The sequence below is a fragment of the Herbiconiux sp. genome (genome assembly GCF_023264895.1).
Taxonomy (GTDB): Bacteria; Actinomycetota; Actinomycetes; order Actinomycetales; family Microbacteriaceae; genus Herbiconiux.
The window spans coordinates 39,820-59,815 of sequence record NZ_JAHFUY010000027.1; the positions used below are offsets into that span (position 1 = coordinate 39,820).

The window sequence follows — 19,996 nt, forward strand, 5'->3', positions numbered from 1 at the left end:
GGCGAGTCGGATTCAGGCACCCCCTCATCTAGGCATGATCGCCCGAAAATCACAGAGTGACGCCGAGGGGCTTGCCAGATCGCTCGAGAAGCACCTTCGCCGCGGCCACGGCGAGCCCGCGGTCGTGGCTGAGCGCGAACTCGTACACCCCCTCACCGTGTCGTGACGGGTCGAGCTCCCGCGCGGCGAGCACGGCGGCGAAGTCGGCGGTCACCACCACGATGTCCCACTCCGCCAGCAGCCGGTCGCCGTCCGGGATGGGCGCGAGCCTGATACCCTCCGGCAGCTCGACCGGGCCGTTCACGTGCGCCACCACGAGGGCGCACTCGCGCTGGAGGCGCTCGTAGCGGCGCCAGGTGGCGGGCGTGATGTTGGAGGCGTGCTGGAAGGTCGAGATCAGGACGGCCGAGTCGCCGCCCGCTCGCGCCCGCGCCTCGAGGAAGATGCTGAGCTGCACGAGCAGATCCCGGTCGGAGGGCTTCGAGCCGATCGCGCGGGCCACGATCTCGAACGGCGTCTCGCTGTCGGGTGCCTGCACCGCCTGACCCCTGTGCATCGGCATGCCCGGGAGCCCCGCGAGGGCACCGCCGTCCACCGGCATCCGTTCGGGTCGCCCGAAGAGCCAGCCCTGGCCGTGGGTCGCTCCGAGCGCCCGTGCCATCACGAGCTGGCGTTCGGTCTCGATGCCCTCCGCGATCACCGGGATGCGGCGCCGGGCGAGGTGCGTGTTGAGGGCGCTCATGATGCGCGCCACACCCGCGTCGGGCTGCCCCTGCAGGATGCCCAGGTCGAGCTTCACGACATCCGGGTCGATCAGGGGCAGCAGCGCGAGCGACGCCGGATCGGCGCCCAGGTCGTCGACGGCGATCGCGTGCCCCTGCGCCCGCACGCTGTCGATCATGGCGAGCAGGTCGCCCGGCGCGTCGAGGAGCGCCCGCTCGGTGAGCTCGATCACGATCGGCGCCCGCGGCCCACCGCTCTCGTCGGCGCCACCGGCGAGGGCTATCCCTGCCTGGAACGACTCGGGTTCGACGTTCACGAGCACGGCGAACGGGGCAGCCGATCCCACCCGCTCGATCGCGCGCCGGGTCGAGCGCCAGCAGGCCTCATCGAGCTCCACCGTGCGGCCGGCCGCCGCAGCGTGGTCGAAGAGCTGCACGACCGAGGAGAAGGCCGACCCGCGGGGCGGTCTCGTCAGCGCCTCGTACGCGACCACCTCGCGCGTGTCGAGCGACACGATCGGCTGGAACACCGTGTCGACGGTTCCGGGCGCTTCAGGCGACCGGGGCTTCGCGATCGCCTCGAAGTGGGCGTCTCGCACTTCCGAGAACGGAGTCATCGAGGTCAAGCCTCGCAGGAGTGGGCCGACCTCGCCACACGGGCGCGAAGAACTACGCGCGGAGGGGAGCCACGCGCTCGATCACGGCGGTGAGCCTGGCCTGGAGCTCCAGCAGCTCGTCGAGCTCCACCCCCAGAGCGGCGACCACCTGCGGCGGCACCTCCTCGGCACGCGAGCGCAGCCGCTCCCCTGCCTCGGTCAGCCGCAGGTCGAGCCGTCGCTCGTCGTCGGCGGCGCGCTCCCTGGTGACGAGTCCGGCGGCCTCGAGCCGCTTCACGAGCGGCGAGAGCGTGGCGGGCTCGAGCCGCAGCACGGTCGCGACGTCCGACAGCGAGCGCGGCGCCCTCTCCCACAGCGCCAGCATCACGAGGTACTGCGGATGCGTGAGCCCCAGCGGCTCGAGGATCGGCTTGTACGCCCCGATCACCGAGCGCGACGCCACGGCGAGCGCGAAGCACAGCTGCCGATCGAGCGCCAGGAGATCCACATCGTCCTTCATATGTTTAGTATACTAATTGTTATGGCACGAAAGAAGCGGATCGACCCGATGAATCCGTTCAGCGGCAGGTCCGGGTTCATCAACAACCTCAACCGCATCGTCTACAGCTTCACCGGTCCGGCCCAGGTGGGCATCGGCCGCGCGGAGGCGCCTTACGTCCCGCCCGCCGATCCGCGCTGCCCGCTCTGCGGGGCCCCGATGGCGGCGCACGAGATCGACCGCTCGGGCGAGCGCACCCAGCTGCACTGCCCCACCCCGTAGCCCCTGCGGCTTAAAGGTCGAAGCCGTCGTACTCCACGAACGATCCCGCCTCGGGAATCGGCATGCGCGGCGAGGCGGTGTCGCCCTCGTCGATCCGCACCGGCGTCCCGATCGTCACCAGCACGTCGGTCACGCCCTCGCGATGCTCGATGCGCACGAAGTCGCCGCCGTCCCGCACCGCTCGACGGATCTCCGCCCGTAACGACTCGAGCCCCGCATCCTGAACGACGAAGCGCTCGCCGTGCACGCGTACCACCGACATCAGCTCTCACCCGCCCTGGATCGTGGACCGATCGACACCGGCGGGGACCAGGCCGGCACGAGCGAGCCTACTCCGGCGCCTCAGATCCGGAACAGGAGCGCGACGGGCCGCACCCTGAGGCTCAACCAGGTCACGCCGAGCCCCACGAGCACCGCCGAGGCGAGGGCCGCGGCCACGAGCACGAGCGCCGGGAGTCCGGGCACCGCGGCATCGAGCAGGCGGATGCTCCAGAAGACCACGATCCAGTGGGTCACGTAGAAGACGATCGAGTTGCGGCCGATGTAGCGGATGATCCGCGCATCCGGAACCCGCTGCGCGAGGCCGAGGGCGAGCGCCAGCCCGCACGCCACGAGCGGGAACGCGAGCGGGTTGTACTGCGTGTCGCCGACGGTGATGGCGAACCACGCGCCGACGGCCGTGGGCACGGCGAGCAGCGCCATCACCCACCAGCGCCGCACGACGCCGAGCCACCGCTCCCGGTGCTGCCAGGCCCAGGTGCCGCAGAGGAAGGCCGCAATGAGGAAGAGCATGCGCCCCAGTCGGTACTCGTCGAACGGCACGAGCGCCGACCCGACCAGCGCGACGGCAGCCGGCCACAGCGGGTTGACCACGCGCGTCAGGAGCGCGACGACGTACCCGACGAAGAGCACCTGCAGGTACCACAGCAGCGTGGGGGGCAGCCAGAGCATGCCGAGCGCGGCCTCGGCCGTGAAGGCGCCGGTGGCGAGCAGGATGAGCAGCGTCCACACGACGTACGGCCACAGGATGCCGCGCACCTTGCCGGTCAGATACGGCCGCACGCCCTTGGCGAGCGAGTTCGGCACGAGCATGCCCGAGAGGAACATCAGCAGGGGGATGCGGTAGGGCGCGGCGGCGGTGTTGACGTCGTGCAGGAGCTGGGGCGCCTCGCGCCCCACGAGCAGCACGAGATCGGAGGAGTGTCCGAGGATCACGAGGAGGATGGCCGCGCCGCGCAGCACGTCCATCCACGACATCCTGGGCGAGCCGAGCACGCGCCGAGTCTAGCTGTGGAGCGGTCAGAGCCTGGCGAGCAGGAGCAGCCAGCTCTCGCCGGCGGCGAGCACCCCCGGCCCCTCGAGCGTGAATCGCGCCGGATGCTGCTTGGCGAGGAACGCCACCGTCTCCTTCGAGCCGCCCTTGCCCACCACCCAGCGGTCGCTGGCGACCGGGGAGAGCCAGTAGACCGTGCCCCGATGGGCATAGCTGATCGCGCTTCCGATGCTCTTGGGAAGCGTGGCCAGAGCGGTCAGTTCTGGGAGTTCGACCGTCGCGTCCTCGTCGATGTGCGACATTCAACCACCTGCGCCGCCCCGTGACCAGCACCACTGCACGACTCCTGGGCGATAATGAAGGGTGGGTTCACTCTTCTACGGCGGCGAGTACGAGATCGAGATCGACGACCGGGCACTCGCGCACCTCCAGATCGCCGTGCTCTCGAAGCTGCGGAGAGGCGAGGCCTGTTCGTTCACGTGGTCGCTGGGCAAGCAGGCCGGCAGCGGCCGGGAGAGCGTGTGGCTGCACGAAGGGGTGGCGCTGAGGTTCCGCTACGACTCCGCGCAGGCCATCTCGCTCAACCCCGAATGGATCGCAGCTCTCACCGCCACGGGGCACCGGGGTGACATCCAGCTCCTCGAGGAGCCCGTGCCCGCCGGGAGCGCCTGACCCGGCCCGACCCGCGGATCAGCCGACCGCTCAGCGCCCGAAGACGCCCTCGATGCGGGCGGCGACCTCGCGCGTCATGTTCGCCACCCGCCAGTGCTCGTCGACGCCGTCGGGAGCCGCGTACGCGGCCTGCCCCTCGAACGCCGCCGAGATCTCCTGCGCCACCCGCACCGCGATCGCGGGCGTGGCGGCGTCGCGGATGCGCGACTCGTCGTAGACGAGCGGGAGATCTCCGAGCGGCGTGCGGCGCACCCGGATCTGCTCGAGCACCATCACGGTCCCGGTGATGAAGATCTGGTCGGAGAGATTCATCGCCTGCAGCCAGCGGGCGGGATCCGTCGAGTGTCGTTCGTGGTTCATGGCGCTCCCGGCTCGACAGTACCGAGAATCGGATGGGACTCGTACTCCCATCCCGGGGGGTGCTAGTCGGCGAGGAACAGCAGCGGCTTGCCGTCGTAGTAGTCGAACGGGTTGTCCTCGCTGAAGCCGCCGTCGTACATCAGCCCGGCCGGAGCGCCACCACCGGCGGGAGCAGCGGCGATGTAGCACTGCACGAGGGTCTCGCCGGAATCGAACTCGGGCGTGAACGACTCGGTGCCGCACTCGTCCCAGCCGATCACGGTCACGTCCTGCACGCGCTGCCCCTCGGCGTCGACGGGCTTGAACGAGGTGTAGTCGGCGTTGAACTCGATCGGGTCGCCCGAGACCTTCTTCTGCTCGAGGTGGATGAAGGAGATCTCGAAGCCGTCGAGCTCGCCCTTGTCGAACTGCTCGTTGAGGAACGCGACCTGCTCGGTCGTGGCCGGCACGACGTCGACGAGCGAGGAGGCGATGAGGGCCGTCTGGCCGTCGGTGCCGGTGAACTCGGTCACGAGTGGCTCGCCGGGGCCGGCGGTCGTGCCGGGGGCGGCGACCTCGCCGCTGGCCGCGGAGGCGTCGGCGGGCTCCTCGGCCTCTTCGGTGGGGGTGGAGGTCGCCGACGGCTTGCTGGTCTCGGGGGCGGGCTCGGGTGCCGAGGGCTGCGGGAAGGCGCAGCCGGCGAGGGTCAGGAGGGTGATGGCGGGGAGCGCGACGAGGGCGCTGAGCTTCTGTGGTTTCACCCTGCATATGGTGGTCATCCACTACTCACAGCACCATGGGGAGTAGTACCCATGGTGCTTGACGACAAATGTTGTATAAGGTGTAACCCGGTCGGGGGAACTGGGTTCCGAAGTAGGAGACGCCAAAGCACGCCCCTGGCACACGCAAAGGAACTAGGGGTCTATGACGAACTCATGGAAGAAACGACTGGCATATCTCGCCGTCGGAACGGTCACGGTCGCCGGAATGACCGGCGCATTCGGAACGGCTGCCTTCGCAGCTCCGGACGACGATCGCACTGCTCCCACGTCGGGTGCTGCGTTCGACGCATACGCACAGGAGCTGCTCGCCTCCTCCGCTGACGTCGCAGCCGTGCTGCCCGGCGACAGCAAGCCCGTCGTCTACGTCGTCAAGGACTCGACCGACGAGGTTGTGAAGGCCCTCCAGGCCAGCGGCATCGTCGATGTCAAGACCGTCGACGCCCCCATCACCGCCTACGCCGACACCGACATCGTCGGCGGCGCGGGCTACGGCGCACTCACGCAGCCCGTCGACAACACCGTCGGCCTCTGCTCCGTCGGCTTCTCCGGCTGGTCGACCGCCGGCGAGCCCGCCATCATCTCCGCCGGTCACTGCACCGACAACAGCGCCCGCACGCTCGCGGAGCTGACGCTGCCGACCGGTGACCCTGCTGGTGGCGGAGCGTCCGACAACACGGACATCGAGCCCACCTACGCCGTGGGCGACCTCGCCTTCTCGCAGTTCGGCGGCGCCAATGACGCCCCCGGCAGCGACGGCAGCACCACGAGCGTCGACATCTCCGTCTTCAACGTGCAGAACGCCGACCTGAACACCCTCGCCGAGGTCACCGACTGGACCACGTCCGGCACCGAGGACCTCTCCGCCTCGACCATCCCGGTCCGCTCGGTCGGAACCGCTGTCGAGGGCCCTGTCGCCAAGAGCGGCCGCACCACGGGCTTCACCGAGGGAACGGTCATCGAGACCAAGGGCTGGGCCAACGTGTCCGACCACTGGGTGTACGGCTTCATGGCCGAGCTCGACTCCATCCAGGGTGACTCCGGCGGAGCGATGATCCAGGGCAACACCGCCGTGGGCGTGCTCTCCGGCGGAACGACCTCGGGTGGCATCAACTACACCTTCGGTGCCGACCTGCAGGCCGGCCTCGCGCTCGCCGGCGGCTACACCGTCGCCCTGTACCTCGACGCTCCCGTGGTGACCTCGGTCACCGACGGCGGACAGGTCTACTCCGGCTCGACCATCTCCGGAACCGGCCCTGCCGGTGCGACCCTCGAGGTCAGCCAGTCCTTCGGCAACGCGGGCGACTCGTTCGAGGTGGCCATCGACGGCAACGGCAACTGGAGCTTCCCGGCTGCCAACCGTCTCGGTGAGGTCAACTACACCCTCACGGCCACCCGTGGCTTCGACAGCTCCGACACCACGTCGTTCGCTGTCGACGTCGTGCTCGGCGCCCCCGCCATCACGTCGCCCTTCGACGGCCAGCTCGTCGAGACCGACATCCCCGTGATCTCGGGCACCGGCTACCCCGGCGCCACGGTCACCCTCACGGGTGACGTCACGGGCGAGGCCGTCGTCGCCGACTCCGGTCTCTGGAGCATCGAGACCGGTGGCCTCACCTACGGCCGCTACTCCGTCTCGGCCACCCAGGTCGTCGAGGGCCAGCCGGCATCGCCGGCAGCCGTCTCCACCTTCCAGGTGGTCCCGGTCGCCCCGATCATCACCTCGCCGGTCAGCGGCACCACCTACGAGCCGGGCGCAGCCCCGACGCAGCTCACCGGTACCGGCATCGCCGGCGCCACGGTGGTCGCCTACGTCAACGGCAGCTCCGCGGGCTCCGCGGTCGTCGCCGAGAACGGCACCTGGGCGATCCCCTTCGCCGCCGCTCTCGCTCAGGGCACGTACGAGATCAGCGCCGCTCAGGTCATCAACGGTGTCGGTGGAACGGTCGCGACCGTGAACATCGCCGTCGCCGGTACCGGCGGATCCACCCCGACCGGCAACGGCCCGGGCCTCGCCAACACCGGTAACCCGGCCATGCCGCTCGTCGGCGGAGGCGCGCTCGCGCTCCTGCTCGCCGCCGGTGGTGTGCTGCTGATGGTCCGTCGCAACCAGACGACCGCAGCAGACCGCCGCAGCTGAATCCAGCGGTGAACGCCTGAGGGCGGGTGCGACTCCGGTCGCACCCGCCCTTTCGCGTTCCCCCGTTCGGGGTACGCTTGGCCTGTGCACGAAGAGACACCCCTCGACGACGCGGGCAGGAAGCCCCTCACGTCATCGCGCCCGCAGACGGGCGCTGGCGACGCGTTCCTGATCGATGTCGACGCGATCCCCACGGGCCGCTTCGCGGAGCCGCAGACGGGCCGTCAGCACCCCAAGGGCCGGTTCTACCGCCCCGAGCTATACAGCACGACCGAGAAGATCGGTTCGAGCCTCGCGCTCAAGGTCGGCCTCGTGTGCGCCCTCACCATCGCGGCGAGCGCCCTGATCGTGGTCGCGGTCTCCTCGGGCGCCATCCTGTGGCTCCCACGAGCCACGTCGTCCGGCCGGGCTCCTGGGCTCAGGGGTTCGCGAGCGCGGCGATCCGCAGCACGCGAGCGACCTCCTCGGCCGCCGGCACGAGCTGGTCGGCCGACCGCTCGTAGGTCGCGTCGCTGCGCCGGTACGGGTCGATGACGTCGTCGTCCTCCGTGGTGGCGGGCGGACCGATCTGGCCCTTCCTCGAGGCCACGAACGCCACGACCTCGGCGAGCCCTGCCCGCACGTTCCCGCCGCGCTCGGCGACGGCCGCGACCTCGGCATCGGGGACGCCGGCGGAGAGCCGGGCGAACTCCCTCAGGGTGAAGGTCACGCCGACCTTCCGGGGCACGAGCTCCACGATCTCGCGACGGTGACTGCGCGCCATCGCGAACACCAGGTCGCTCGCACCCACGATCTGCTCGGTGAGGTAGCGGGCCCGGTGCGCCTCGGGCGCTCCGCCGAAGCGGGTGGAGAGAGCGGATGCCTGTGGCGTCATGGCGTCGCCCTCGCCCGCGTAGGTGCCCGCGCTCGCGAACTCCAGGGCGTTCACGTCGGCGAGCCGGGCCCGGAGGATCTGCTCGGCCAGCGGGGATCGGCAGATGTTGCCCGTGCAGACGGTCAGAACGGAGAATTCGGCCACGGGTTCACGCTATCGCGTCCGCCGAGTTGGTGCGCCGCCGCGCCGTCGAATATGTTGTGACTGAAGACTTTTTATCCCTCCCCTCAGCTGTCCGCAAAGACGCCCCGACACACCGGCCGCCACGGCCCAGGAGAAGACCATGACGCTCGTCGCCGGAATCGACTCGTCCACCCAGAGCTGCAAGCTCGTCGTCCGCGACCTCGAGAGCGGTGAGCTCGTGCGCCAGGGGCGTGCCCGCCACCCCGAGGGCACCGAGGTCGATCCCGAGGCCTGGTGGGCTGCTCTCCTCGAGGCCGTCGCCGGTGCGGGCGGTCTCGACGACGTGGCGGCGATCTCGATCGCGGGCCAGCAGCACGGCATGGTGGTGCTCGACGAGGCGGGCGAGGTCATCCGGCCCGCGCTGCTCTGGAACGACACGCGCTCCGCCGCGGCCGCCCGCGACCTGATCGAGGAGTTCGGCGCCGCCGAGCTCGCGGCCCGCACGGGCTCGGTGCCCGTGGCCTCCTTCACCGCCACCAAGCTCCGCTGGCTCCGCGACGCCGAGCCCGAGGCGGCGGCCAGGGTCGCCGCCGTGGCGCTGCCGCACGACTGGCTCACCTGGCGCCTGCGCGGCTTCGGCCCCGCCGGCCGCAGCCCGCTCGGCCCCGTGCTGGGCGAGCTCGTGACCGACCGCTCCGACGCGAGCGGCACCTCCTACTGGACCCCGGGGGCCGACGAGTACGACCGGGGCCTGCTCATCGCCGCCCTCGGCCACGACGCCGTGCTCCCGCGCGTGCTCGGGCCGGCGGAGAGCGCCGGGAGCACCGTCGCGTTCGAGTCCGCCGGCGTGACGATCCCGGCCGGGATCGTGGTCGGCCCCGGTGCGGGCGACAACGCGGGTGCCGCCCTCGGCCTCGGCGCCACCGAGGGCGACGTGGTCGTCTCGATCGGCACGAGCGGCACCGTGTTCGCCGTGACCGGCAGCCCGTCGGCCGACGAGTCCGGAACCGTCGCCGGCTTCGCCGACGCCTCCGGCGCCTACCTCCCCCTCGTGGCCACCCTCAACGCCGCGCGCATCCTGGACTCCGTCGCCGCCCTCCTCGGCGTCGACCACACCGCGCTCGGCGAGCTCGCGCTCGAGGCGGAGCCCGGCTCCCGTGGGCTCGTGCTGCAGCCCTACTTCGAGGGCGAGCGCACCCCCAACCTGCCGGATGCCACCGCCACCCTCTTCGGCATGACCCTCGCGTCGACCACGCGCCCCACCCTCGCCCGAGCGGCCATCGAGGGGCTGCTCTGCGGGCTCGCCGACGGCCTCGACGCCGTGCGCCGGGTCGGTGTCGAGCCCCGTCGCATCCTGCTGATCGGTGGAGCCGCCCTGAACCCCGCCGTGCAGACCATCGCCGCCCAGGTGTTCGACGCCCCGGTGGCCGTGCCGCTGCCGGGTGAGTACGTCGCCGACGGCGCCGCCACCCAGGCCGCCTGGGCCCTCACCGGCACCCGTCCGGTCTGGCCGCTCGCCCTCTCGGCCGAGCCGGCACCCGATCACCGCCCCGTCATCCGGGAGCAGTACGCGGCCGCGGCCCGCTCCTAGGCGCCCGGCTCGTCGCGCCCCGCCTCCCTGGCCCGCTCCATCTCACGGAGGCGGGCCACGGTGGCGTCGGCGTCGTAGTCCGGATCCGGCTCGACGAATCCGTGCAGCACGGCCACGAGCGCGATCGCAGGGAGCTTCCATCCCGGCTCGTCGCTGCCGAGGGTGACGCTCGCGGGGCCGCGGAAGTCGGCGTCGACGAGATCGGGGTTGCCGAGGTGCCGGAGGCCGAGACCCTCCACGAGCGAGGAGATCACCACGGCGTACGGGCGGTAGTCGCCTCCCCACTGCTCGCGCAGCCGGTAGCCGAGGATGTTCGAGATCCAGGCGTGGAACTCCGCCATGCGCTCGATGAACTCTCCGCTGCCGTTCCGCAGCGCGCGCTCGATCTCGTCGCGGGCCGACGACTCCATGTGGCTGAGCAGTGTGGCCGAGAGGCCCACGTAGGACTGCCAGGCCACGGAGGCGATCACGGCGCGGAAGTTGTGCTCGAGGGCGACCCGGACGACCTCGTACAGCACCCGCTCGCGCCCCGCCGGATCCTGCAGCTGGTCGAGGTTGTCGAGGAGGATGCGCTCACAGATCTCGAACGTCTCGTCGTCGGCGAGCTTGGTCGAGGTGTCGGTGGCGATCTCGATCAGGAGGTCGGCGATGAACGACTCCTTCGAGTCCCAGAGCCGGTAGGTCGAACTGCGGGGCACCCCGGCCTCACGGATGAGGTCGTCCATCACGATGTGCTCGAAGCCGATCGTGAGGCCGATCCCCTCCACCCGCTCCAGCGCGACGTCGAGCACGCGGCGACGCACCTCGGCGGCCCGGATCCGCGAGCGTCGCTGATGGTCGTTCCCGGTCGGAGCCTCCTCGACCATTCCCCGCACCCCCAGCCTCGTCGTGCCCTGTCATCGCTCACGACAGGTGTTGTCAAACCTAGCGAACGAGAACCCGCCAAGCGTTCCTAGCGGATCGGAGGCATCCGAGTCAACCCGTTTCTCGTACGTCAACTACTAGTTAGGCTATCTAGCATTACGTCACGCGTGAAGGAAGGCGAGCAACTATGAGCACGATGCAACTCATCTCGAACGGACAGAACTACAGCGTCGAGCGACAGGCCGCCGGACTCTACCGCGTGCTGTCGGGTGATCGGTTCCTGGGCTTCGTCGAGCGGGCGGGCAGCGTCTACGTCGCCCTCTCCGGTTCGCGCTACGACCGCGCCGTCGAGGCCGGCCAGGCCCTCTCGCTCGCGGCGGCCGTGGCGCTGCTGCGCAGCGCTCAGCCCGAGCGCCCGGTGCGTTCGCTCACTCGAGCGCTGCGTTCGGTGGCCTGAACCTCGACATCGATTCGAGATCGATACCCGCGAACCTAGTCGTTCTAGTTACAAGTGGGTCTACGCTTAACGGATGACCACCGAACGACCCGATTCGGCGCCGCACTACTGGTACGGCTCCGACTCCGAAGCCGCCCGCCAGAGGGGCGTCGCCGTTCTCGAGGCCATGCGCACCTTCCGATCGGCGGAGACGGCCATGCGCCGTCGCTCCGAGGTGTCGATGGGGATGGGAGAGAACGACCTGGCCGCGATGCGGTACCTGCTCCGTGCCCACGAGCAGGGCAAGGCCGTGGGGCCCAAGGAGCTGGCGCAGTACCTCGGCATCACGAGCGCCTCCATCACCGTCCTCCTCGACCGACTCGAGAAGCAGGGCCACCTGCACCGCGAGCCCAGCCCCTTCGATCGCCGTGCCCTCATCGTGGTGCCGACCGTTCCGACCGACGAGGTCAAGGCCGCTACGCTCGGCGACGTCCGACGTGAGCTGCTCGAGGTCGTCGAGCGGCTGACGCCCGAGGAGGCGTCCGTCGTGATCGGCTTCCTGGCCGAGCTCCGCGACGCGGTCGACCAGATCGACTCGCACATCGCCGAGCCCGATGACCGCCGCTGAGCAGGTGACCTCGCCGCACGCCGCCGAGGTCCTGCGCGAGCTCCGGGCCTACCGTGCTGCCGAGGAGGCCATGCGCCGGCGCACCCGCGATTCGATGAAGATGGGCGAGAACGACCTGGCCGCCCTGCGCTTCCTCCTCCGCGCCCAGGGTCAGGGCCGCGTGGTGACACCGGGAATGCTCTCCGACCACCTCGGCATGAAGTCGGCCTCGGTCACCGTCATGCTCGACCGGCTCACGAAGTCCGGGCACCTCACCCGCGGGGCGCACCCGACCGACCGGCGCAGCATCGCGGTGAGCGCGACGCCCGGCTCCGACGACGAGGTGCGCGCGACGCTCGGCGAGATGCACCGCCGGATGATGGGCGTCGCCTCCCACCTCGACCAGCGCGGAGCCGAGATCGTGCGCCGGTTCCTGCTCGATCTGGCGACGGCCGCCGACGAGGTCGCGACCGCCTGACGGGCGCCCCTGTCGGCTCAGGCCAGCCGGTCGATGTCGAACTGCACCAGCAGCTCCTCCCCCACGACCTGCTCCGATGCCGAGCGGAACATCAGTCTCGTCATGCGCAGGAACGGCGTCACATCGGCGCGCAGTGCCCGCACGTCGTCGCTCGCGCAGCGGACGGATCCGAAGCGGTCTGACTCCCCCTCGAGCAGCTCGAGGATGACGGAGCCGGGGCGGGTGTGGGGCGAGTCCTGCAGGGCGACCAGGAGGGTGCGGAGCGTGGCCCGGTCGTCCTCGTGCATGCGCAGTGACAGACCGCTCTCATCGACCAGCAGATCGACGTGGTCGCCGAGCGAGTCGAGCATCCGCGACGCCGAGATCGCGGCGCTCAGCGTCTGCGCGAGCTCCGCCGCCCGGGCGGAGTCCTCCGCGGTGAGGCGGCCGGCCGAGCGCACCCGCGCCAGGAACGGCACGACGTCGCTCCGGAGCGAGCCGATCTCGCCCACCACGTCGTCGTCGACGAACCGGCGCCGCAGCTCGTCGATCTGGGCGTCGCGGTCGTCGGCCTGCTGCAGGCGCTCCGCGTAGATGCCGTGGAGCAGCTGCCTGGCGTAGGCGACGGAGGCGAGCCCCATCGCCAGGGCGGGCGCCACGGCCACCAGCACCGTGACGGGCAGCGGGATGCCGTCGCCGAGACTCGCGAAGCCGTGCAGCACGGCCAGCAGACCTGTGCCGGCGCCCGCCACGGCGGTGTACCCCCGGAGCTCGTTGTAGGTGCGGAACGGCGCCGCCGCCACGAGCACGAGGCCGACGGTCAGGAGGCCCCAGTCGTCGCGCACCACGATGTTCGAGCCCAGGCAGCTGAGCGAGTTGAGCACGGTGGCCACCGCGACGAGCGCGAACGCGATCGAGAACCTGTCGCTCGTGACCCCGTGATCGAAACGGAAGGCGCTCCGGAGGAACCACGCATAGCCGGCCACGAGCGAGGAGAGGGCGGCCACGGCGAGCGGCCACGACGAGACCTGGTCGGCCGTCGTGATCGTGAGCCCCACCGCGCAGAGGAGCGACACCGCGGCCACCACCACGAGGAAGCCCCTCGCGCTGATCGCGCCGAGCGGATCGAGTTCGAGCGCCGTGCTCCCTCGCGGGGGCCGCACCGAGCGCGGGTTCACGCGGCGACCGGCACGGTCATGAAGACGGCGGTCCCCGCCCCCGGTCGCGACCAGATCTGCACCGAGCCGCCGATCTCCGCGAGGCTGTCGACGACCACCATGCGGAGACCGACCGTGTGGTCACCGGTCTCGTTCACGTCGAACCCCGATCCGGAGTCGGAGACCATCACGCTGACCTCCGGCGGGCTCGACATCACCGCGATCTCGGCCTCGCGCACGCCGGAGTGCTGGAGCACGTTCAGGAGGCATTCCGAGATGGCGCGTTCGAGGCTCCTGGTCACGGCGGAGCCGAGCTCGTTCAGGGCCTCGACGTCGCCGGTGACGACGAGTTCGAGCCCCTGCTGCTCGGCATCGCGGACGACTCCTACGAGCGCCGGGACCTTCGCGAGCGCCCGGCTGACGGAGCCGCCGAGCCCGGGGGCGTCGAGCACCAGCGAGACGTCCGCGAGGTTCGCGAGGTCGCGGTCGAGGGCCTGCCGCGTGGCGTCGTCGAGCTCACCGGGCGGCAGGGCGGCGAGAGCCCGCAGGTCGGCGAGCACGGTGTCGTGCAGCCAGCTCGTGGCTCGGGCGTTGAAGCGCGCCACCGCGACGTCGCGCTCCTCGGCGAGCGCGGCGCCGGACATGAGGGCGGTGCCGCGGGCTGCGTCGCGCCGGCCGATCCACAGCGCCGAGACGGAGAGGCAGAGCGCGAGGTACGAGGCCACCACCGGGATGTCGACGGCGAGCGCCATGCCCGCCTGCCAGGCCGCGAGCTGCACGCCACCCGCGCCGAGCACGAAGGCGAGGGTGCCGAGGGTGAGCGAGCGCGCGAGTGAGCGGGCCGCGATCCCCACCACGAGCACCGCGAACTCCGGCATCGACAGCAGCACGTAGTCGCTCGAGGGAGCGCCTCCCCCCTCGCTCACCGAGACCGAGGCGCTGATGAAGGCGAAGACGTAGAGCCCGGCGCACGCGGCCACCGTGAAGACGATCGCGCGCGCGAAGCCCGTCGTGCGCAGGGCGGCGATCACGCCGAATCCGGTGACGGCGAGTCCGGCGAGCCCGATGGCGATCTCGAAGCGGCCCGTGACGGGGATGAAGAGCGCGGCGATCACGAAGGTCGCGCTGAGGAAGACAGCGGCGAGCCAGGTCCCGCCCCGGGAGAGGGCGCTGCTCGTGGCGACACCGTCGACGTCGGTCGCGATCTGCAGCGTCACGGCCGGCTCACCTGCCCCGGCGTCATGCCAGGTATCCGTCCTCGGCGGCCCGGAGCATGAGGTCGTGCTTGGAGTCGGCCTGCCTGCCCTCCGCCGCGTACTGCTGACGCACGCGGTCGAGCGCGTTCTTGACGGCCTGGATGTTCGTGCCGAGGATCATCGCCACCTCCACCGGGCTGTGGCCCGAGGCGTACAGCCGCAGCGTCTCCTCCTCGTCCTCGGTGAAGCGGATGCTCGTGGAGACCACGCGGGGCCGCGACACCTCGTCCCAGGCGGCGGCTCCGGAGCTGCGGAGGCCGAGCACGTTCCTCACGGTCTCGACGAGCTCCTCGGCCGGGCGGGCTTTGGAGACGAACGCCGCGGCGCCCGCGTCGAGCACGCGCCTGATCGTCTCGGGGTCGTCGAGTGCGCTCATCACCACGACCGCCGTGCCCACCGAGCGGCAGATCCGCACGCGCGCCTCGACCGAGATCGGCTCCTTGAGCTGCAGGTCCATGAGCACCACGTCCGGAGGGAACGCCGCGTGCCTGACCATCTCGGACCAGGACGAGGAGCGGATGACGACGTCGAGGGCGGGAGCGTGGGCGTCGATCCAGGTGCCTAGGCCGTCGAGCATGAGCTCGTGGTCGTCGACGATGCCCACGGTGTGCACGCCTGCGGACGGCGTGCTCGCACCGCGCCCGTTCACGCCCGACCTGAATTCACCCTGACACCCCTCCTGGCATGATATCCGCCGCTCTCGGACGGGTCCAATCCGCGGCACCGGCTGGCTGTACTCTCGACACATGGGGTCGGGGAGTGACTACACGGAGGCGGAACGCCGGTCGCGCTTCGACCGCGCGGTCTTCCAGTCCCAGCTGCTGCTGGCGGCCGCTCTGCTCGTGCTCGTCTGCGCCGCCTACATCTTCCAGCCCGACTCCGTGCTCGACTTCCGCTTCTTCGGCGGAGTCGCGCTCGTGTTCATCCTCACGGGCACCTCGGCGCTCGTGCCGTGGTCGCGATTCGACCGGCGGTGGGCGGCGCTCCTGCCCGTCCTCGACATCCTGGCGATCATCTCGATCCGGGAGGGCAACCCCAACCTCGGTGTCGGGCTCCTCCTCACGTTCCCTGTCATCTGGCTCTCGAGCTACTACGCGCTGCCCGGGGCGGTCACGAGCGTGCTCGGCTCGTCGGGTCTGCTCTGGCTGAGTGCCGCCGTCAGCGGCGCGCCGCTCACCGTCGGGAGCCTGCCCGGGCTGCTCGTGCTGCCGATCACCCTCGCGTTCGTCGCCACCGCGACCCTCGCCACCTCCAGCCGCACGGCGGCCCAGCGGGGACTCCTCCGCCAGCAGGCCGACCTCCTCGAGGTGGCGCTGCGCCGGGCGAGGCGGCAGGAGCAGACGCTCGACGAGGTGCTGAATGCCGTCACGTTCGGCGTCGTCGCGTTCGATCGCGACGGGCGACTCTCCATCCTCAACCGCTCGCACCGCACCGTGCAGAGCCAGTTCGGTCAGCCGGAGATCGCCGCCGAGCACGCGGTGCTCTACACGGCCGACCGCACGACCGTCTACGACGAGCAGGATCGCCCCTTCCACCGGGCAGTGCAGGGCGAGCGCTTCGACGACGTGATCGTGTGGCTCGGAGAGCCGGGCGAGCACCGCATCGCCCTGTCCGTGAGCTCGCGCCCGCTGACCGCCCCCACCGGGGAGCTCGACGGCGGGGTGCTCGTCTCGCGCGACGTCACGGCCGAGATCAACGCGATCCGCGCGAGGGACGACCTCGTGGCGTCGGTCTCGCACGAGCTGCGCACGCCGCTGACCTCCATCCTCGGCTACCTCGAGCTCGCTCTCGACGACGAGACGCTCGACACCTCGACCCGCTCCATGCTCGAGGTCGCGTCCTCCAACGCGGATCGCCTGCTCGCGCTCGTGGCCGACCTCCTCACGGCCGCGAGCGAGAAGGACCAGCAGATCGTCATGTCGTTCAGCGCGTGCGACCTCTCCGAGATCGTCGCCGAGGCGATCGAGGCGCAGCGGATCGCGGCGGGCGAGCGCGACATCGTGATCGAGAACACGGCGAAGGGGCCTGTGCTGCTCGAGGCCGACGGCTTCCGGCTCCGCCAGGTGGTCGACAACCTGCTCTCGAACGCCATCAAGTACAACCGGGAGGGCGGCCGTGTCGAGGTCGGCGTGACGGCCTCGGGCGACCACGCCGATCTGGTGGTGGCCGACACGGGCATCGGGCTCAGCGAGCTCGAGCAGCAGAAGCTCTTCGACCGCTACTTCCGCGCCGAGGGGGTGCGGCAGTCCACGATCCACGGCTCCGGGCTCGGTCTCACGATCAGCCGCGACATCGTGCGGCGGCACGGCGGGGAGCTGACGGTGCGGAGCGCTCCGGGGGTCGGCACGACCTTCACCGCATCCATCCCGCGCTCGCGCTAAACTCCCAGTCGACGCACACATCCGTTTCAAGTGGGGAGCACGGCCGATGACGCTCGACATCCCGTCGCTCCTGCTCATCTCGGGCCTCATCATCATCCTCTGCGGCGTCTCGTTCATCCTCAACACGGCCATGCGCCGCAACGACGCCTCGGGCCGGCTCTGGAGCATCTCCTTCATCGCCGGGATGCTCACGGCCCTGTCGTTCTCGGTCTGGGGAATGTCGCCGAACCTGTGGTGGATCCTCGCGATCGGCAACACCGCCTACGTCATGTCGGTGGGCGCCATCTGGTCGGGCTCGCGGGTGTTCAACGGCCGCTCCTCCTACATCTGGATCCCCCTGGCCGCCGCCGGCGTGATCCTCGTGCTGACCTGCCTCGAGGGCCCCGACGCGGGGGTCTGGACCGGCTCCACGCCCCTGTTCATCGGCATCGCGGTCTTCGCGGGGCTCGGGGGTGCCGAGACGATGCGGTCGCGCATGCGGCGCAACCTCAACGCGCGCATCCTGAGCTTCAGCCTCTGGTTCGTCTGCGCCTTCTACGTGCTGCGCGCATCGATCTTCGTGACCATGGGGCCCGAGAGCGTCATCTTCCAGACCTACTTCAGCACCCAGGTCACGACGATCATCACCATCCTGCTGGTGCTGCTCGGCACCATCTCGATGTCGATCCTGCAGGCCGAGCGATCCGGCGCCCGGGCCCTCGGCGACGTCACAGTGGGCGTGCACTCGGTCGTGGGCGTGCTGTCAGCGGCGTCGTTCATGCAGCAGTGGGCCGACTGGGTCGAGCGCGCGTCGTTCCACGGCGACCTCCTCGCCATGATCGCCATGGACGTCGACAACCTGCCGCAGATGAACACCGCCTTCGGCCGCACCTTCGGTGACACGGCCATCCGCTCGGTGGCGCAGATCGTGCGTCACCACGCGCCCACCTGCGGACTGCTCGGCCACACCGGCGCGGGCCGCTTCGTGATCGTCAGCGTGGTCTCGACGGCCGACGAGGCCGAGCAGCTCGCCATCCGGCTGCAGACCGCTCTCGTCGACGAGCCGATCGATCCCGAGCAGTCGCTCCGCGCCACCGCGAGCTTCGGCGTGGTCGACACCGAGTCGTTCGGCTACAGCCTCCCCGCTCTCCGCCGCGCCCTCGACATCGCCACCCAGGCCGCCCGCGACGAGGGCGGCAACCGCATCGTGGTAGGCCGCCCCCAAACCGCCTGACCAGACGCGGACCCGTACGGCAAACCGCCTGCGGTCGCTACCGGGGACCGAGCCCGAAGCCGTCTGGGCCTTCTCGACGACCCAAGGTGACGGCGAGGCCGCGAAGCGACCTCACCGGAACATGTCCCCGGCGCCGCAGAGGCGGCGGCGCCGTATCTATTCAGCCTGGGCGATCGCGATCGTCAGCTGGTCGGTCGCCGTCTGCTTCGCGTAGTCGCCGGATCCGGGAGCCGTCTGCAGCAGGATCTCGTACGTGAACGAGACCGTGATCGACGTGGCCGCCGGATCGAGGGCGGGCAGGATGAAGGTCTGGCTGTAGGAGTAGGGGCTCTTGATGTAGTAGCCGGGCGGCACGGAGGCCTGGTCGGTGAGCGGCGCCGGGGCCGGCAGCGACCCGAGCGGGCCGTCGACACCCGGGGTGAGCGTGACGCGGGAGAGGTAGAAGCTCTGCCCGTCGTCGGTGCCGAGAGCGCCGGTGAGAGAGAAGGTCAGGGGCTTGTTGGCCTCCGCCGTCCACTGATCCATGCTGAGCGTGGAGTAGTAGTCGAGGGTGAGGGCGATGTCGCCTGCCTGCAGCGTGTGCCGGGCGGAGCCCGAGGCCAGCTCGTTCACCACCGGGGTGATGGTGGGGGCGGCGGTGGGCCGAGCGGTCGGCGAGGCGGTGGCCGAGGAGGTGTTGAATTGCGATTGATCCCAGGGTGCGGTGCCGCAGGCACTCAGCGCGATCGCGGTCGCGAGCGCCAGAGTGCCCGCCGCAGCGGCTCTGACGGCCTTGCGGCTGCCCGATCGGGTGATGGATGCCATCGAAAAAACCTTTCCCTGCAGACCTGATTCAATCTTAAGCTGATCCTGACGCGACCCTAGCGCATTGGCGGGGGAACCCTGGGGACCGTATTGGAGACTTGAGACATGTCAGAGACCAACCCGTACGTCACCGATCGAACCGATCTGGGCGACGAGCACGACGAGTTCCAGAACGACTTCATCGAGTCGGTCGAATCGCTCCCGTCGTACCGCCCCACGATCGGCTGCATCATCCCCGCCTACAACGAGGCGGAGTCGATCGGTGCCGTGCTCGAGTCGCTGCTGACCCAGACCCGGCTGCCCGACGTCATCCACGTGGTGGTGAACAACACCACCGACGACACCGTCAAGATCGCCGCGCAGTACGCAGGCCCCCACCTCAAGGAGGTCGACGGCGTCGAGCAGTTCACCGAGGTGTACGTGCACGACATCGGCAAGAACAAGGACAAGAAGGTCGGCGCCCTCAACTACGGCTACCAGCTGATCGAGGGCTGCGACTTCCTGCTCGGCGTCGACGGCGACACCACGGCGGCACCGGATGCGGTGGAGCGCCTCGCCGAGGAGATCACCTCCGACTCCCGCATCGGCGGCATCTCGGCGATCTTCTCCATCGACGACCGCCCCATCGAGGGCTTCATGGCCAAGTTCCTGATCACCGGGCAGCGCTTCCAGTTCGCCGCCTTCAACATGCAGAACATGCTGAAGGGCCGCAACATGGCGGTGCTCGGCGGGCAGTTCTCGATCTTCAGCACCAAGGCGCTGCGGCAGATCATGGTGGAGAACCACCAGAACACCCCGTGGGTGAAGGACTCCGAGGTGGAGGACTCGCTCCTCTCGCTCCAGATCAAGAGCGCCGGCTACCTCACCAAGATCTCCGCCCAGGCCCGCGCGGATGTGGGTGGGATGACCACCCTCCGAGGCCTCGACGCGC

General features: G+C 70.3%; 23 protein-coding genes. 10 read left to right on the forward strand and 13 right to left on the reverse strand.

Annotated features, from left to right (window positions below; all coding sequences use genetic code 11):
* Positions 1–49: 49 nt before the first annotated feature.
* Positions 50–1,339: an EAL domain-containing protein gene (locus Q0D57_RS06220; protein WP_291039933.1), complete on the reverse strand. Its 1,290-nt coding sequence runs from the start codon at positions 1,337–1,339 to the stop codon at positions 50–52.
* Positions 1,340–1,391: 52 nt separating this feature from the next.
* Positions 1,392–1,838, reverse strand: coding sequence for a MarR family transcriptional regulator (locus Q0D57_RS06225; protein WP_291039935.1), 447 nt, complete (start codon positions 1,836–1,838; stop codon positions 1,392–1,394).
* Positions 1,839–1,859: 21 nt separating this feature from the next.
* Between Q0D57_RS06225 and Q0D57_RS06230 the strand changes: the two genes are divergently transcribed.
* Complete coding sequence (locus tag Q0D57_RS06230) at positions 1,860–2,099, forward strand: hypothetical protein (RefSeq protein ID WP_291039938.1); 240 nt, start codon at positions 1,860–1,862, stop codon at positions 2,097–2,099.
* Between the two features lie 10 nt (positions 2,100–2,109).
* Here Q0D57_RS06230 and Q0D57_RS06235 read toward each other — a convergent pair whose 3' ends face one another.
* From Q0D57_RS06235 to Q0D57_RS06245, 3 genes are all read right to left on the reverse strand, one after another.
* Positions 2,110–2,361, reverse strand: coding sequence for a hypothetical protein (locus Q0D57_RS06235; protein WP_291039940.1), 252 nt, complete (start codon positions 2,359–2,361; stop codon positions 2,110–2,112).
* Positions 2,362–2,441: 80 nt separating this feature from the next.
* Entirely contained in the window at positions 2,442–3,374 is a 933-nt protein-coding gene (locus tag Q0D57_RS06240; RefSeq protein ID WP_291039942.1) for an acyltransferase, read from the reverse strand.
* A gap of 24 nt (positions 3,375–3,398) precedes the next feature.
* Positions 3,399–3,674 (reverse strand): hypothetical protein, encoded by a 276-nt coding sequence (locus tag Q0D57_RS06245; RefSeq protein WP_291039944.1) that lies wholly within the window; start codon positions 3,672–3,674, stop codon positions 3,399–3,401.
* A gap of 61 nt (positions 3,675–3,735) precedes the next feature.
* Here Q0D57_RS06245 and Q0D57_RS06250 point away from each other — a divergent pair, with 61 nt between their 5' ends.
* Positions 3,736–4,044, forward strand: a complete 309-nt coding sequence (locus tag Q0D57_RS06250) for an ATP-dependent DNA ligase (RefSeq protein WP_291039946.1) — start codon at positions 3,736–3,738, stop codon at positions 4,042–4,044.
* A gap of 30 nt (positions 4,045–4,074) precedes the next feature.
* On the opposite strand, the gene Q0D57_RS06255 is transcribed toward Q0D57_RS06250, so the two are convergent.
* Both Q0D57_RS06255 and Q0D57_RS06260 read right to left on the reverse strand, forming a co-directional pair.
* On the reverse strand, positions 4,075–4,404 hold the full coding sequence (locus tag Q0D57_RS06255) for a hypothetical protein (protein ID WP_291039948.1): 330 nt from the start codon (positions 4,402–4,404) through the stop codon (positions 4,075–4,077).
* 62 nt (positions 4,405–4,466) lie between these two features.
* A complete protein-coding gene (locus Q0D57_RS06260) occupies positions 4,467–5,144 on the reverse strand; it encodes a hypothetical protein (RefSeq protein ID WP_291039950.1) in 678 nt (225 codons plus the stop codon).
* A 163-nt stretch (positions 5,145–5,307) separates the two neighbouring features.
* Here Q0D57_RS06260 and Q0D57_RS06265 point away from each other — a divergent pair, with 163 nt between their 5' ends.
* A complete protein-coding gene (locus Q0D57_RS06265) occupies positions 5,308–7,302 on the forward strand; it encodes a hypothetical protein (RefSeq protein ID WP_291039952.1) in 1,995 nt (664 codons plus the stop codon).
* Positions 7,303–7,720: 418 nt separating this feature from the next.
* Here the strand turns inward: Q0D57_RS06265 and Q0D57_RS06270 are convergent, their stop codons facing one another.
* Positions 7,721–8,320, reverse strand: coding sequence for a low molecular weight phosphatase family protein (locus tag Q0D57_RS06270; RefSeq protein ID WP_291039955.1), 600 nt, complete (start codon positions 8,318–8,320; stop codon positions 7,721–7,723).
* Positions 8,321–8,459: 139 nt separating this feature from the next.
* Between Q0D57_RS06270 and xylB the strand changes: the two genes are divergently transcribed.
* Entirely contained in the window at positions 8,460–9,890 is a 1,431-nt protein-coding gene (gene xylB / locus Q0D57_RS06275) for a xylulokinase (RefSeq protein ID WP_291039957.1), read from the forward strand.
* On the opposite strand, the gene Q0D57_RS06280 is transcribed toward xylB, so the two are convergent.
* Complete coding sequence (locus Q0D57_RS06280) at positions 9,887–10,756, reverse strand: TetR/AcrR family transcriptional regulator (protein WP_291039959.1); 870 nt, start codon at positions 10,754–10,756, stop codon at positions 9,887–9,889. The two genes, xylB and Q0D57_RS06280, sit on opposite strands and share 4 nt — an antisense overlap.
* A gap of 185 nt (positions 10,757–10,941) precedes the next feature.
* Here Q0D57_RS06280 and Q0D57_RS06285 point away from each other — a divergent pair, with 185 nt between their 5' ends.
* From Q0D57_RS06285 to Q0D57_RS06295, 3 genes are all read left to right on the forward strand, one after another.
* Complete coding sequence (locus tag Q0D57_RS06285; RefSeq protein ID WP_291039961.1) at positions 10,942–11,211, forward strand: hypothetical protein; 270 nt, start codon at positions 10,942–10,944, stop codon at positions 11,209–11,211.
* A gap of 73 nt (positions 11,212–11,284) precedes the next feature.
* Complete coding sequence (locus tag Q0D57_RS06290; protein WP_291039964.1) at positions 11,285–11,818, forward strand: MarR family transcriptional regulator; 534 nt, start codon at positions 11,285–11,287, stop codon at positions 11,816–11,818.
* The gene (locus tag Q0D57_RS06295) at positions 11,805–12,275 is read left to right on the forward strand and encodes a MarR family transcriptional regulator (RefSeq protein ID WP_291039967.1); all 471 of its coding nucleotides are present in this window, start codon (positions 11,805–11,807) and stop codon (positions 12,273–12,275) included. Before Q0D57_RS06290 ends, Q0D57_RS06295 begins: the two co-directional genes overlap by 14 nt.
* A 17-nt stretch (positions 12,276–12,292) precedes the next feature.
* Here the strand turns inward: Q0D57_RS06295 and Q0D57_RS06300 are convergent, their stop codons facing one another.
* The 3 genes from Q0D57_RS06300 to Q0D57_RS06310 are packed head-to-tail and all read right to left on the reverse strand — an operon-like array spanning position 12,293 to position 15,316.
* Complete coding sequence (locus Q0D57_RS06300) at positions 12,293–13,432, reverse strand: hypothetical protein (RefSeq protein WP_291039968.1); 1,140 nt, start codon at positions 13,430–13,432, stop codon at positions 12,293–12,295.
* Entirely contained in the window at positions 13,429–14,628 is a 1,200-nt protein-coding gene (locus Q0D57_RS06305; RefSeq protein ID WP_291039969.1) for an ATP-binding protein, read from the reverse strand. Before Q0D57_RS06305 ends, Q0D57_RS06300 begins: the two co-directional genes overlap by 4 nt.
* 22 nt (positions 14,629–14,650) lie before the next feature.
* Positions 14,651–15,316 carry a response regulator transcription factor gene (locus tag Q0D57_RS06310; protein ID WP_291039970.1) on the reverse strand — a complete coding sequence of 222 codons (666 nt, stop codon included), beginning with the start codon at positions 15,314–15,316 and terminating at the stop codon, positions 14,651–14,653.
* 97 nt (positions 15,317–15,413) lie between these two features.
* On the opposite strand from Q0D57_RS06310, the gene Q0D57_RS06315 reads away from it, so the two are divergent.
* Together Q0D57_RS06315 and Q0D57_RS06320 are read left to right on the forward strand one after the other, a co-directional pair.
* Positions 15,414–17,048, forward strand: a complete 1,635-nt coding sequence (locus Q0D57_RS06315; RefSeq protein ID WP_291039972.1) for a PAS domain-containing sensor histidine kinase — start codon at positions 15,414–15,416, stop codon at positions 17,046–17,048.
* Positions 17,049–17,094: 46 nt separating this feature from the next.
* On the forward strand, positions 17,095–18,261 hold the full coding sequence (locus Q0D57_RS06320; RefSeq protein WP_291039974.1) for a GGDEF domain-containing protein: 1,167 nt from the start codon (positions 17,095–17,097) through the stop codon (positions 18,259–18,261).
* Between the two features lie 156 nt (positions 18,262–18,417).
* On the opposite strand, the gene Q0D57_RS06325 is transcribed toward Q0D57_RS06320, so the two are convergent.
* A complete protein-coding gene (locus tag Q0D57_RS06325; RefSeq protein ID WP_291039977.1) occupies positions 18,418–19,065 on the reverse strand; it encodes a hypothetical protein in 648 nt (215 codons plus the stop codon).
* 105 nt (positions 19,066–19,170) lie between these two features.
* Here Q0D57_RS06325 and Q0D57_RS06330 point away from each other — a divergent pair.
* The coding region (locus tag Q0D57_RS06330; protein WP_291039979.1) for a glycosyltransferase family 2 protein at positions 19,171–19,996 on the forward strand (826 nt) is incomplete at its 3' end.